This is a genomic window from Bradyrhizobium sp. AUGA SZCCT0182 (assembly GCF_018130185.1).
GTDB lineage: Bacteria > Pseudomonadota > Alphaproteobacteria > Rhizobiales > Xanthobacteraceae > Bradyrhizobium.
The window spans coordinates 17,712-31,071 of record NZ_JAFCLY010000036.1 but is presented as its reverse complement, the minus strand read 5'-3'; the positions used below and the strand labels follow the sequence as shown (position 1 = coordinate 31,071).

Below are 13,360 nucleotides of genomic sequence, written 5' to 3'. Positions count from 1 at the left end.
GATGGGTGGGGTAGCGTCGTTAGCCAGCCATCAGCTTCGGGCTTCTGCCACCATCCATTTACGTCTGTCAAGGTTCCGGCGTATCATTTTGCCATTGCAGGGCTTTTTGCCATCGCAGGCGCCGAAATTCCTCTGGCGAACGGGTCGCGCAAGGCGGTACTTTTGGTGGGTCGTGAAATGCCCTCGCGCACGACTTGCGGCGCCGGGCGGCCAAGCGGACGATCGTGGCAACGGATGGCCTATTCCGGATAGACCCCCGGCAGCTTCTGGCCCCAAATGCCGAGCCGCCAGTCGGATATTCCGACAATGACGATATCGTGCCGCTTCAGGACCGGAAACAATTCGTTCTCGTTCCAGCTTTCGTCCCACGTGTTCATATAGCCATCATAGTGGTTCACAAGCCGGTAGCCTTCGTCCGGGTAATCGACGTGGGCGAATATTCGTTGCGTCCACAAAAATCCCTTGCGGCGCGACAGATTGAATACGAAATCGGACGAAAGGAACCGCAACAGCTTCACGCCCGACTCGTGATCAAGCCTCCGGAACAACCGGATCAACCGCGTCGGCCACTTCCAGTTTCGGAGAAACCGTTCTTCGATGTTGGCAATCGACAGTGCGTTTTCTCTGCCCTTTTCCGAGATGCTGTATCCGACCGGTTCCGAACAATAGACCCAAAAATTGATGTTACCCTTCGGCTTCACCAGCTTGCAGGCATTGGTGAGAGCTTGCCGCGTATCGCCAGTATGATGAAGAACGCCCAACGACATCACGAAATCAAAGGTCTCGTCGGCAAACGGCATGTCGAAGGCAGACGCCTGGACGATGACGATCCTGTTCTTGAACTGCGGATATCGCTCCAGCAGAATTTTCCGGAAGATGTCGACCCCGCCGGTGAGATCGAGCGCAACGATTCTCTCGGGCGCGTAGTCGCGCATCAATTTGATGGAATATTGACCGATACCACATCCGACATCGAGGGCCAGACTATTGGTGGCTTTCCTGTAGACCCGCCCTTCGTATCCATTGCGATCGAAAATATCATGGATTTGATAGGCCTGATCTTTCTCGTCAATGATCCGGTAATTGTAGCCGACGCCGGCGTCCAGCACCATCCACTTGTAGTCCCATGTGGGATTATGGGAGCTGCTCTCGACAAAGCGCGGGATACCGTTTCGAATGGCGTATTCGTGTCCGTCCGCGACAAGCTTGCCTTCCAGTATCTCTCCGTCCTCAGCGCGAGTGGCTGCAACAAGCTGCAACGCAGATTTGGACTTGGGACAGCGGAATAGAGCAACGTCTGCTTCGTACATCTACGTATTCAACCCCAAAGCGCGCCCGCAATCGCCTACCCCATTCTCGGTGCAGGTTCGCCGACATTTCACATCTTGTGTTCGCAGCCGTCACGCACGCCAAGCCCGCGACATCGGAACGCACCAGACCGGCCACGCAGGCATCTTGCTATTTCGATCCCCGCCAAGCCGCGATATATAGCGAAAGCCTTGTCCAAGCTAGCGATTAGGGCTACCCCGCAACGAAATTTGTCATCCTTCGACCTACTTGAGGTAGTATGCAGCCGATCATCGCAGACGAAGCAAAGACCGCTAGGAAGCCCACCGAATGCTGAACGTTGTCCCGATCGCCGAAATCAAGCCCGGCGACTGGGACAACCTTGTGCGCAGTTCGCCGGACGGCTGGGTTTTCGGCTTGCATGGCTGGCAGCAGCTTGTCACCGAAGTCGAACCCTGGGGATTTCAGGAACTCGGATTTGGTCTGGTGGACGGGAACGAATTGGTCGCCGTCATGCCGCTGCACTTCCAGCCATCAAGTCGGGTCGCAGCATCGGGCGGCTGGGGGGGCGCGGGCCCGATCGTCGCCGACGGCATCGCGCCGGAAAGGTACGCATCCATCGTCGGTGAAGCTCTTGGCGAGGCGATCAAGCGCGCGACGGCCAACGGCGCGGTCCGCCTCGGCATCGCATCGTCTCCCGTCACACGCCGAGCCATCTCGGGAGACGGAGAGGCCGGGCCATATGTCGCCTCGGGATTTGTCGACCGGTCACTGAGATCGCAGATTATTGCGCTCGACCGTAGCGAGCAGGATATATGGATGGGCCTGTCGAAAACCGCGCGCAATCTCGTCCGTGGGGCAGAAAAGGCAGGTTATCGCGTCGAACAGGTCGAGTGGGAGGCCAATCTTGATGCCTACTACGACATGCACACCGAAACCTACATACGGACTGGCGCGACACCGCACCCAAGGTCGTATTTCGAAGGCATAGCAAAGCATATCGCGTCATCAGGCGCGGCTCGGCTGGTTGCGATATTGACGCCCGCCGGTGAGCCCATTGCATTTCACAATATGGCGGTGCTCGGCCCGGGCGCCTTTTATCACACGGGATGCTCGCGCGAGATCGCGGAGAGCGACGGTGCCGGCTATCTGCTGATGTTTGGCGCGATCAACGCGGCTCGGTCAGCCGGTGTCTCGAGATACGACTGCGGCTGGATCTTTCCCGAGGCCGGCGAGGGAAAACAAAAAGGTTTGACCTTGTTCAAGACCCGCTTTGGCGGTGAACCACGCCAATCGTTCCGGGCCGAATTGTCGTTCGCCCAGCACAGCAGCGCCGTCCAGCCCGATTCCGCACCGCCAAGTCATATCCGGCGTCTCGGCTCCTGGGTTGCACGGCTACGGTGGAGAACTGGACCATGACGACTTCGTCGACGGAAAAAGCGATCAAGGAAGCTTACGAAGCTGGCAAGATCTATAAAACCAGCACGATTTGCGCGCATGCGGACCGTAACTCGCCCGAATATGCGCACCGGCTATTATGGGAAAAGATCGAGCTGGTGCGCAAACATGCCCGACCGGGCCGTCTGGTTGACCTGTGCTGTGCGACGGGCGTTCACTTGATCGAACTTGCCGATTTGTCGGAAGATGCCGTTGGCATCGATTTTTCGGCTCCCTTTATCGAGAAGGCGAAAGCAGATGCCATTGCCGCAGGTCTCCGTCACCTCCGGTTCATGGAAGGCGACGCCAAGGCAATTCCGCTCGATGGCGGCACCGTCAGCACACTATATTCGTTCTCCGCCCTCTACGTTATTCCCGACCTGAACAAGGTGATCTCGGAAGTCGCCCGTGTACTTGAACCCTCGGGTCGCTGTGTTCTGGATTTAGGTAACTCGCGCTCCCTGAACACCTACTGCGTCAGCAAGTACACCGAGCTGCCGCCGTCCTTTCATTTGCCGTTGCCGACAATTCTGAAAGTGCTTTCCGACAATGGTCTGTCTGTCGTCGAACATCGTGCCTTTCAACTCTTGCCGCTTTGGGCAGACCGACCCGGCTGGCTTTGGCCGCTCCTCCATCCGAAATGGAAATCACTGATGGGCCATCGTGTACGTGATCGCATGATCGATGAATGGATCAGCAATCTGCCGGGGCTGAAGAACTATGCGTTCCGGCATTTGATCGTCGCCGAGAAACGCTCCTAGCGACCACAAACATCAGGCGGGGTTTTCATGTCCGTTCCTCAGCGCTATCCCGACTTTCTATCCGATCAACGCCAATTCTTTGACGAACTGATCACGGAAGAATGGCAAACATACTTTTCGGAAGAATGGGATGCAACTCGGCGCTTCGAAATCGAGAAGATCTTCGAGCATTTCAAACCCGCTCGGATCCTGGACGTCGGCTGTGGCGTCGGCTTTCATGACGCTGAGATGGCGCGTTACGATTTTGTTGAAGAGGTCGACGCCTTCGACTATTCGGAGAAGAGTGTAGAGAAGGCAAACGCGACCTACAGCCACCCAAAAGTAAAACGGTTCGTTGCAGATCTATCGACGTTCGCCCCGACCAACCGTTACGACATGGTTATCAGCTTTCAAGTCTTCGAGCATCTCGATCAACCACCTGCGTATTTTGAACTCTGTCGGCGCTCGTGCAGAGCTGGAGCCATTGTGGCGATCGTTACACCAAACCGCACGCGTCTATCAAATCGTCTGCGCGCGCGCAAAGGCCTGCCGTACGAATTGTGCGATCCGCAACATTTCAAGGAATACACGATCGGTGAAATCCACGAGCTTGGAGCGCAAGCGGGATTCACGCCAGCGGGAGGCTTTGGCTACAGGTTATGGGGTTGGCCGCCACTCGAACGGCTCTCTTTAAGAACAAGGCTCAACCTGGGCTTCTGGTTCCCGTCCATTGCGCATGGAATCGTTTCATTTCTGCGAGCGCCCTGACCGATGAATAGCCAAGGCCCCGTGAAAAGACTTCTCGTTATCGTTCCCGACCGCCTTTCCGACATAGCGGACAAGGGCGAGGTTCAAGCTGCCTACTACAATCCCGGCGAGTTGTTCGATGAAGTCCATATTCTCATGACGAACGACGATCGGCCACCGATCGAACCGCTACAATACATGGTCGGCCGGGCTAAGTTACATATTCACAACTACCCGGACGATCTCAATCTGGTCGCGAAGCACCATCGCCTGCTGACGCCCTTCCGGCTGAAAAAATGGGCCAAGGGCGGCATAGAGATCGCGCGCCGCATCGCACCTAGCATGATCCGGTGTCATGGCGTCGACTGGAACACGTATCTTGCGAGCCGCATCAACCAGGCGCTCGGAATCCCCTACGTCACCTCCATTCACATCAACCTGGACGAAAACCCCAATCGTCGCTTCAAGGGCGGCAATCTCACGCCGGCACAGGAACAACAGAACGCGTTCTATGAATATCTGGAGAGCGAGGCGCTGAAGCGGGCCCATCTGGTCATGCCGGTCTACAAGCCGATCTTGCCCTATCTCGCCCGCAAGGGAATCTCACGGGTCGAGGTTTGCTACAACATTCTTGATGGCGCGAACCTGAAGGAGAAAACCGACTACCGGATCAACGGCCCGGCGCGGCTGATCTATGTCGGGCGCTTGTTTGCCGAGAAGGATCCCTCCAACATCATTCGTGCCGTCGCCGCGATGCCTGACGTGCACTACACGATTGTCGGCGACGGTCCGCTGCGGCCAAAGCTGGAAGAGCTGGTCCGCCAACTGGGCGTCGGCGATCGCGTCACATTCCGGCCGGTCGTCTTCAACGCCGAGCTTTGCCGTATGCTTCCCGAATACGATCTGTTTGTGATCCATACGGAGTATTTCGAGATTGGCAAATCCCTGCTCGAGGGCTTGCTCGCGGGTCTCCCGGTCGTGATGAACGCAAGACAGGGTCAACCGGTGCCGGAACTCCAGAACGGCATTGTAAAACTCGTTGCCAACACGGTAGAGGACTACGGCAAGGCTATCCGGGAGCTTCTGGCAAGCGAAGATCGCAGGGCCACGCTTGGGCGCGGGGCGTATCGCAAGGCACAGGAAGAATACGCGCCCGCGGTAACCGAGCGGAAAGTCGTTGGCATCTACAAATCGATCCTTGAACGCACATGAATGATCCGCTCCAGCGTTTGCGCTGTCCTCACTGCCGCGAAGGCAAGCTCGTTCCCACCGAGGGCGCGCTGCGGTGCGTCGCGTGCACGAAAATTTCCGCCCTCGAGAACGGTATTGCCGCGCTGGTTGCCGATTTCGGCACACACGCGGCCGAACTCGAGCGCGCGCGAACCATAAACCCGCTCTGGTATGTCGAAGAGCAGCTGCCCGAAGCCACCAGCCCGTGGCGTCACCATTTGAAGAAGCGTCGGCTCTACGTCCAGAAACTGCTCAGCAACGAGCTGAAGCGGCGCGGGACGGACAAAGTACCCGCCCTGCTCGATCTGGGTTGTGGCGACGGCAATCATCTCAAATGGCTTTCGCCCTACGCCGAAGCCAGCTACGGCTGTGACTACAATATGGTGCGGCTTGCCCGCGCCCGCGCGCAAAATCCGCAGGCAACGATCTTTCTTGCCGATATTCTGGACTTCCCCGCGTTCGACGGCTCGTTCGATATCATCTTCTTCAACCATGTCATCGAGCACATCAGAGACGACATACGGGCCTTGCAAACGGTGAAGCGGCTGCTTGCGCCCGGCGGCCTCCTCGTTCTCGGAACACCAAACGAAGGCGCGTGGTGGTGGCAACTCGCCTACAGGCGGGATCCCCAATCGATGGAAACGACCGATCACGTACACTTTTACACGGCAGAGACGTTGACGGAGCGGATGCGCGCGACCGGACTTGTGATCGAAGAAGTCCACCACATGGGATGGGGTCCGCCGGATTGGCGGCTCGACGGGCGGATTCGCAAATACAAGATCGTCGACGACGCTTTCGAATGGTTTGGGCGCGCGCTGCTGCCAAGGCAGGCATCGTCACTCTACGTCGCAGCCCGCCCTGCGTCAGTCGCGTGATTGCGCCAAAGGGCGCGGCTAGCTAGAGTTCAATCTATTTCGAAACGCCGGGACCATACACGTGCAAGCCTACAAGAATGCGCAAGAAACGCCGGCTAATCTCGGCCTCGATCAACCGGTCAAGAACGTCCTGGTGATCATTCCCGGTTATGCCGCAGGGACCAGCCGCATTGGCGAGGGAAGCGCGTTGCTCTCGGCAGTCGGATGGCTCTGGCGCGTCTTGACCACTGGGAATTACAAGTCGTTCGTACAGCAGTACCGCGATTACTATGCGAACCCGCGCTCAAGCGCCTATATGGCCGGGGCCATCGGTGAACTGATCGGCAAGGGGCTGCCGGACGCGCAGGTGGTTCTGGCTTGCCCTGCGCAAGACGACTGCCCCTCGTCCTGGGCAGCCCGGCGGCTCCCCCTCCCCGCCGCACGATCGGATTACAGCGACGTGGTCAAATCACTTGGAACCGGGGTGACGTTCGATGCCGCGATCCTCGCCCATCATGATGCGCTGGGACTTGGACTCTACCCACTCGAAAGGGCGCTGCTGGCCCAATTCAAGGACGTGTTCGTCATCAACGGGCGACGACGGGTCTATCGGCTCGACCAGCCGGCACAGCAGGCCCATAAGCTCCGCCGCTTCCTGGCGCAGACTCGTTTAGCCGAACTTCTGATGAGCTATCACATTGATTTATTGACATTTTTTTTGAAATGGAGCAATCAGCCACGAAAGTCGTAGGGACGGTCACCGCCATTGCGCGAGAGCCCAATCTCGCGCAGAAACCCAGTGACCTAGAACCCATCCATATCCGCGGTATCATGGAACAAACCGGCATCAAGGGCAGAATTCGCGACTGGTGGGCAAACGCGCCGATGACCTATGCCGAGCGGCATGGCGACGTTGAGTACACCCGGCCGGACGGCACCAAGGAAAAAGTCGCACTCGGCAGCCGGCGATTTTACGAAGTGGCCGATGAGCGCTTCTACTCCTGGAATACGCAGCTTCATTTGCCGGATCAGCCCTTTGGCCGGATGTTTCCCTACGACCGCTATCGCGGCAAACGCGTGCTGGAAGTTGGATGCGGCATGGGGTGCATGGCAATGAACTGGGCCAGGAACGGCGCGGACATGACCGCCGTCGACCTCAATCCGGTGGCAATCCAGCAGACGCGGCAGCGGTTCGAGCTTTTTGGCCTCAAGGGAGCCATCAACGAGGCCGATGGAGAACTGCTTCCATTTGAAGACGCGACATTCGACTACGTTTACTCATGGGGTGTGTTGCATCACTCGCCCAACACCAGGAAATCGATTGCCGAACTGCATCGCGTTCTGAAGCCCGGCGGACAGGCCGGCGTCATGCTGTACCACCGCAATTCGATCCTGTTCGACTACACGGTGCGCTGGGTCGAAGGCTACATCAACATGGAGAACGAGTTTCTCGACGAGACGGAGCTCGCGAGCCGGTATGGCGACGGCGGCCGCGAGGAAGGCAATCCACATACATGGCCCGTCACCGAAGCTGAGGTCCGAGGCGACCTGTTCGCGCCGTACCAGAACGTCAACATAGCCGTTCTCGGCGCCGACGTTCCTCCGATCTTGAACACGTGGCGGCCGAACTTCGCCTCGCGGATGGATCAAGAGAAGCTGGACGCGCTTGCTTCGCGCAAGGGATGGAGCCTTTGGATCACGGGGGACAAACCGTCGTGAGCAGCACAGGCGCATCTGCGATCGGCCGTCTCATGCGGCGGGTGCGGCTCGCGGCCGCGCAGCCTTCATCCGCGGTCGCGCGATTGAAACAGATCGTTGGCAACGGTCGTACTTCAACGCCAAATGATCTCGCCTCAACGCCAAATGACCTTGCGGTCTTTGAACGATATGCGAGCCATGCCGCGTCCCTCGGATTAACCAGGCCGCTGCTGTTTCTGTCCTTCGATTGCGACACCGATCTCGATCCTCCGGCAACCATCGAGGTCATGAAACTTCTGGACAGCCTTGGGATCAAGGCAACGTTCGCGGTTCCCGGCGTGCAGCTCGAACGTGGCATCGACATCTATCGCGATGTCGCGCAACGCGGTTGCGAATTCATGAACCACGGACACCTTCCGCACGCGGAGTGGCGGGATGACCGCTATGTCGGCATCACGTTCTACGAGAACATGCCGATCAGCGCGGTCGAAGCCGACATTCGCAAGGGCCACGAAACAGTGACGCGCCTGACCGGTCGGCCGCCGCAAGGATTCAGGGCTCCGCATTTCGGTCATTTCAAGCAACCAGATCAACTTGCGCTGGTTCATCGGCTGGCGCATGAGCTGGAGTATCGCTATTGCTCGACGACACTGCCCGAATATGCGTTGATCCACGGCCCCGCACCGCTCGTCGATCAGGTCGTCGAGCTGCCGGCATTCGGATCCGTCAGGGCGCCGACCTCCATCCTGGACTCATGGACGCATCTTTCCGACCGCAAGGATTATGCTCTGGCGCCAACCTACGCCGAGTTCATGGTTGAAACGGTCGACAAATTACTCGCCGAAAAAATGCCTGCGTTGCTGACCTGGTATGCGGATCCGGCGCACGTAGCCGGACAGGAGCCGTTCGAACGGGCGATGAAGCACCTCGCCTCGCATGGCATTCGAAGTCTTTCTGGCAGCGAGGCAGCTGCACTCGGCCGCGTCGGCTGATGACCAGCAAACGAGAATGACCCGCTGATGTGTGGAATCGCCGGCTGGTTCAGCACCACTGCATTGCCCGAGCCTGAAAGTCAGACACGTCTGAAGGCGATGTGCGACGCCATCGCGCATCGCGGACCCGATGACGACGGCTATTTCGTCGAGGACCACATCGCGCTCGGTATGCGGCGGCTCTCGATCGTCGATCTGCAGGGCGGACACCAGCCGATGACGAGCGCCGATGGTGCGATTCAGCTCGTCTTCAACGGCGAGATTTTCAACCACACGCAGCTTCGCCTTTCCCTGCAGGCGCGCGGCGTTCGATTCCACACCAGCAGCGATACCGAGGTCATTCTCAGGCTCTATGAAGAGCGCGGAATGAAAGCCTTCGACGAGCTCAACGGAATGTTCGCCGTGGCCATTTTCGACGCGCGCGACCATTCGCTGCTGCTCGTGCGGGATCGCCTCGGCGTCAAGCCGCTGTACTATTCCTGGGACGGACGGCAATTGATCTTTGCTTCCGAAATCAAGGCGATCATCGCCGCGCTTGAAAAGCCGCCGGCCGTCAACCCTCAGGCAGTCTGGGACTACCTCACCTTCCGCTATGTGCCGGCGCCGCACACCATCTGGAGCGGCATCAGCAAATTGCTGCCGGCCCACCGCCTGAAGATAAGCCGGGGCGCGCCGCGACCATCGATCGAACGGTGGTGGTCGGTGCCGCGTCCGGCCAGGTCCGCGGCGGACGACGCAACGACCGTGGAACGTTTCGCCTCGCTGCTGCAGAATGCCGTGGATATCCGCATGCGAGCCGATGTGCCGGTCGGCATTCTCCTGAGCGGCGGCCTCGATTCAAGCGTCATCGCCGCAATGGCTGCGCCGTCGCATCCAAAGCTGTCGACGTTCTCCGTCGCCTTTGAAGGCGCAGACCACATCGACGAACGCAAGTGGGCCCATCTCGTCGCCACCCAGCTTCAAACCGACCATCAGGATATCGTCATCGGCAAAAAGGAGTTCACCGACTTCCTGCCCGACTTCGTGTATTACACCGACGAGCCTCTCGCCGATCTCGCTTCGATACCGCTGTATTACGTTTGCAAGCTGGCGCGCGGAAACGTCAAGGTCGTGCTGTCGGGTGAAGGAAGTGACGAGGTTCTGGGTGGCTACAGCTTCGATGTCTGGGCGCAGCGTTGGGACGAAGCCGCCAGCGCCAACAATCTTTATCAGCGCGCACTGAGAGCCGTCGGCGCCCGGTCCAGTCCCGGGTTCGATCAGGGCCTGCTCGATCTGCGACAAGCACTGCAGCCATTGACCATGACGTCATACATGACCAGCGAAGCAAAGCGTCAGCTTTTGCTTGATCAAGGCGACATGCAGGATAGCCTGGACGGAACGCGGGCGATGCTTCGCGATTTCGGCCAGGCCTCGCCGCTTTCGCAGGCCTTGTTCACCTATTGCCAGGACTGGCTCGTGGAAGACCTCCTGATGAAGGCCGACAAGATGTCGATGGCGAATTCGCTCGAATTGCGGACGCCCTTCCTGGATTATCGCGTGGTGGAAATGGCCTCCCGCCTGCCCGACCATTGGCGCGTCGGTCGCGAATCCGACGGACGCTATTCGACCAAGCGCATCTTGCGGCACGCGGCGGCGAAACTTGTGCCTTCCGAGATCATCACCCGTCCCAAGATGGGCTTTCCAGTCCCGGTCTACGATTGGCTGAGTAACGAGCTCAAGCCTCTCGCGCATGACTGCCTCTGCTCGGAGAGCGCGAAGTTACGCACATGGTTCAAGGCCGATGCCCTTGCCGGGCTGGTAGCGCGTGGCACCGCCATCGATGCGGCAAACGATGATCGTCACAGATTGTGGAACGCCATGATTCTCGAGCTATGGTTCAGGCGGTGGAAGGCATGAACTCGCTCCTTGCAGTCTCCTGGACGATGCCACCGATCGTGCTGCCCCGATCCATACAGATCGCGCGCACGCTAAAGGCGCTTGGCCCTCTCGGCTGGCAATCGGAAGTGATCAGCACGACCGTGGCCTCCAACGTCGGCGCGAACATCGACGAGGAATTTGCCAAACTCTACCTCGGCGCCTATCGCCAACATTATATCGAGCACCGCGAGAGTGTGGCCGCCAGTTCAGCCTGGCGCCGGCTCCAAAGGCGCTATCGTCCACCCGCCAATTTGGACGAAGCGAACTGGATCGAGCGATCGACGAGATACATCATCCAGCAATGCAAGCAGCGCAAATGCGATATCCTCGTCACCTTCGCCCAGCCCTGGATCGATCACTCGATCGGGCTGGAGGTGCGGCGGCGACGCCATGTGCCCTGGCTCGCGCATTTCAGCGACCCCTGGGTCGACAGCCTGTACTACGATTCCAGCGTGGCCGAAATTGCCAGCAAACTGGAGGTATGGAGAGAACAGGAACGCAAGATCATCGAGACGGCTGACATCGTGGTGTTCGTCACGCAGCAAACTGCTGATCTTGTGATGCGGAAATATCCACCGCTCCTGAGCCGCAAGGTACGCGTCGTTCCGCATGGATTCGACCGCGACACGTTGACGTCTCCTGCTGTTGTCAACAGCTTGGCCGAACTGCGCGTCATGTACACCGGCAATATCTATGCGGGTACGCGCCACCCGGTCTACCTGTTCGAGGCCGTGGCGGAAATGAACGCCAGGTCACCGCTGGCCGGGCGCCTGCGTCTGGATTTCTACGGACACTGTCCGCCTGAGGTCGCCGCCAAGGTGACGGAATTGGGTATCGGATCCATCGTCACTTTTCACGGAACGGTTGGATATCTAGACAGTTTGCGCTACGCCGCCGAAGCTGACCTCCTGCTGTTGATCGACGCACCATCCGATTTGAGCGTCTTTCTGCCCAGCAAGATCGTCGACTATCTCATGCTGAAAAAGCCCATTCTCGCGCTCACGCCGTCCGAGGGCGCGTCAAGAGATGTGCTTTCGCCGCTTGGACACTTTGTCGTTGCACCGACCGACAAATCTGCAATGATTGACACGCTGACAGGTATCATTGCCAGACATGGGCAGGGCCAGCCGTTGGCAACACTCAAGGACGACGTCGATGCTTTCGATATCAAACAGACGACACGGCTGTTTGACAAAGCCCTTCGCGACGCAATGGCTGTGAGCAAACAACGATGATAAATGCCCATATCGTCGTCGGGGCGAGGCCCAACTTCATGAAAGTCGCGCCGCTTTTTCGCGCGATGTCGCACGAGAACTGGATCAAGCCGGCGCTCATCCACACCGGTCAACACTACTCCGAGAACATGTCGGACGCCTTTTTTTCCGACCTTGGCCTGCCGCCGCCCGCCTTCAATCTCGGTGCACGCGGCGAAACCCATGCGCGGTCTACTGCCGCGATCATGGTTGCCTATGAAGACCTGCTCCTCGCCGGCAAACCGGACTGGGTGATCGTCGTGGGCGACGTCAATTCGACCCTGGCAGCCGCGCTTGCTGCAAAGAAGCTGAATCTTCCGGTCGCGCATCTGGAAGCCGGGCTGCGCAATTTCGACCGCACGCTTCCGGAAGAGATCAACCGTATCGTCACCGACAGCATCAGCGACCTGTTGTGGGCCCCGTCCGAGGATGCCAGCGACAATCTCAAGCGGGAGGGCATCGACCCCTCCAAGATCGACCTCGTCGGCAATATCATGATCGACAGCTATCTCATGCTGAAAGACACGATATCGCGGGCGTCTACCGCCCGGCGTATCGGCGTTACCGAAGAGAAATACGTGGTCGTCACGCTGCATCGTCCCGCCAACGTCGATGATACCGTTATGCTGACGCGGATAGCTGATGCGCTTCAACAACTCGCGGCCTCGACCAATATTGTGTTTCCGGTGCATCCGCGTACCCGCGCAAAACTGGAAGCGGCAGATCTGATCGGGCGACTGCAACACCCCAACATCCGCCTGATCGAACCCATGGGTTATGTCGACTTTATGAGTCTCGTCTTCAGTTCGGCACTGGTGATCACGGATTCCGGCGGTATCCAGGAAGAGACGTCATTCATCGGTATTCCCTGCCTGACGCTGAGGAGCAACACCGAACGCCCTGTCACGATCACCCACGGCACCAATCAGCTTGTGACTCCCGAGACCCTGCTGGGCGCAGCAACAGCTGCGATGGGCGCGGGGCCACGGCGTCCCTCCAATATCCCGCTTTGGGATGGCCATACCGCGTCGCGCGTGGTTGCCAGCCTTGCCCGGCATTGCGGGGTAAAACCGTAGCCGGGGAACGGCGCATCCCGGATGCGACCGCCAGGATGATCTCGTTGGCGCCAGGACATGACGTCATCATCGAACTTGCCGAAAGCGCAAGAAGGGCCGAACAACATTTGAGTTTTCGTATCTCAA

The 13,360-nt window shown here is 58.7% G+C and carries 12 protein-coding genes; 11 read left to right on the top strand and 1 reads right to left on the bottom strand.

All coding sequences use genetic code 11. From position 1 onward, the window contains the following. Positions 1-239 precede the first annotated feature (239 nt). A complete protein-coding gene (locus JQ611_RS30175) occupies positions 240-1,310 on the bottom strand; it encodes a class I SAM-dependent methyltransferase (protein WP_212467489.1) in 1,071 nt (356 codons plus the stop codon). Positions 1,311-1,617: 307 nt separating this feature from the next. Here JQ611_RS30175 and JQ611_RS30170 point away from each other — a divergent pair, with 307 nt between their 5' ends. The 11 genes from JQ611_RS30170 to wecB all read left to right on the top strand — a co-directional run bounded on the left by JQ611_RS30170 (position 1,618) and on the right by wecB (position 13,234). Beyond that, positions 1,618-2,706, top strand: a complete 1,089-nt coding sequence (locus tag JQ611_RS30170) for a GNAT family N-acetyltransferase (RefSeq protein ID WP_212467488.1) — start codon at positions 1,618-1,620, stop codon at positions 2,704-2,706. Then, a complete protein-coding gene (locus tag JQ611_RS30165) occupies positions 2,703-3,485 on the top strand; it encodes a class I SAM-dependent methyltransferase (RefSeq protein WP_212467487.1) in 783 nt (260 codons plus the stop codon). Before JQ611_RS30170 ends, JQ611_RS30165 begins: the two co-directional genes overlap by 4 nt. 27 nt (positions 3,486-3,512) lie before the next feature. After that, on the top strand, positions 3,513-4,232 hold the full coding sequence (locus JQ611_RS30160) for a bifunctional 2-polyprenyl-6-hydroxyphenol methylase/3-demethylubiquinol 3-O-methyltransferase UbiG (RefSeq protein ID WP_212467486.1): 720 nt from the start codon (positions 3,513-3,515) through the stop codon (positions 4,230-4,232). A gap of 21 nt (positions 4,233-4,253) precedes the next feature. After that, positions 4,254-5,423, top strand: coding sequence for a glycosyltransferase (locus JQ611_RS42790; RefSeq protein WP_212467485.1), 1,170 nt, complete (start codon positions 4,254-4,256; stop codon positions 5,421-5,423). Continuing rightward, the gene (locus JQ611_RS30150) at positions 5,420-6,319 is read left to right on the top strand and encodes a bifunctional 2-polyprenyl-6-hydroxyphenol methylase/3-demethylubiquinol 3-O-methyltransferase UbiG (protein ID WP_212467484.1); all 900 of its coding nucleotides are present in this window, start codon (positions 5,420-5,422) and stop codon (positions 6,317-6,319) included. The genes JQ611_RS42790 and JQ611_RS30150 overlap by 4 nt, the downstream gene beginning before the upstream one ends. A gap of 61 nt (positions 6,320-6,380) precedes the next feature. Continuing rightward, a complete protein-coding gene (locus tag JQ611_RS30145; protein WP_212467483.1) occupies positions 6,381-7,049 on the top strand; it encodes a hypothetical protein in 669 nt (222 codons plus the stop codon). 80 nt (positions 7,050-7,129) lie between these two features. Next, a complete protein-coding gene (locus tag JQ611_RS30140; protein WP_212268947.1) occupies positions 7,130-8,017 on the top strand; it encodes a class I SAM-dependent methyltransferase in 888 nt (295 codons plus the stop codon). Beyond that, complete coding sequence (locus JQ611_RS30135; RefSeq protein WP_212467482.1) at positions 8,014-8,988, top strand: polysaccharide deacetylase family protein; 975 nt, start codon at positions 8,014-8,016, stop codon at positions 8,986-8,988. Before JQ611_RS30140 ends, JQ611_RS30135 begins: the two co-directional genes overlap by 4 nt. Before the next feature lie 27 nt (positions 8,989-9,015). Beyond that, positions 9,016-10,884 carry an asparagine synthase (glutamine-hydrolyzing) gene (gene asnB, locus JQ611_RS30130; RefSeq protein WP_212467481.1) on the top strand — a complete coding sequence of 623 codons (1,869 nt, stop codon included), beginning with the start codon at positions 9,016-9,018 and terminating at the stop codon, positions 10,882-10,884. Then, positions 10,881-12,140, top strand: coding sequence for a glycosyltransferase (locus JQ611_RS30125; RefSeq protein WP_212467480.1), 1,260 nt, complete (start codon positions 10,881-10,883; stop codon positions 12,138-12,140). Before asnB ends, JQ611_RS30125 begins: the two co-directional genes overlap by 4 nt. Then, positions 12,137-13,234 carry a non-hydrolyzing UDP-N-acetylglucosamine 2-epimerase gene (gene wecB / locus JQ611_RS30120; protein WP_212467479.1) on the top strand — a complete coding sequence of 366 codons (1,098 nt, stop codon included), beginning with the start codon at positions 12,137-12,139 and terminating at the stop codon, positions 13,232-13,234. The genes JQ611_RS30125 and wecB overlap by 4 nt, the downstream gene beginning before the upstream one ends. Positions 13,235-13,360: the final 126 nt, after the last annotated feature.

Excerpts from the sequence above, each read along its gene's own strand:
- JQ611_RS30175 (WP_212467489.1), bottom strand. The coding sequence starts at position 1,310 with ATGTACGAAGCAGACGTTGCTCTATTCCGCTGTCCCAAGTCCAAATCT.
- JQ611_RS30170 (WP_212467488.1), top strand. The coding sequence starts at position 1,618 with ATGCTGAACGTTGTCCCGATCGCCGAAATCAAGCCCGGCGACTGGGAC.
- JQ611_RS30165 (WP_212467487.1), top strand. The coding sequence starts at position 2,703 with ATGACGACTTCGTCGACGGAAAAAGCGATCAAGGAAGCTTACGAAGCT.
- JQ611_RS30160 (WP_212467486.1), top strand. The coding sequence starts at position 3,513 with ATGTCCGTTCCTCAGCGCTATCCCGACTTTCTATCCGATCAACGCCAA.
- JQ611_RS30150 (WP_212467484.1), top strand. The coding sequence starts at position 5,420 with ATGAATGATCCGCTCCAGCGTTTGCGCTGTCCTCACTGCCGCGAAGGC.
- JQ611_RS30140 (WP_212268947.1), top strand. The coding sequence starts at position 7,130 with ATGGAACAAACCGGCATCAAGGGCAGAATTCGCGACTGGTGGGCAAAC.
- asnB (WP_212467481.1), top strand. The coding sequence starts at position 9,016 with ATGTGTGGAATCGCCGGCTGGTTCAGCACCACTGCATTGCCCGAGCCT.
- JQ611_RS30125 (WP_212467480.1), top strand. The coding sequence starts at position 10,881 with ATGAACTCGCTCCTTGCAGTCTCCTGGACGATGCCACCGATCGTGCTG.
- wecB (WP_212467479.1), top strand. The coding sequence starts at position 12,137 with ATGATAAATGCCCATATCGTCGTCGGGGCGAGGCCCAACTTCATGAAA.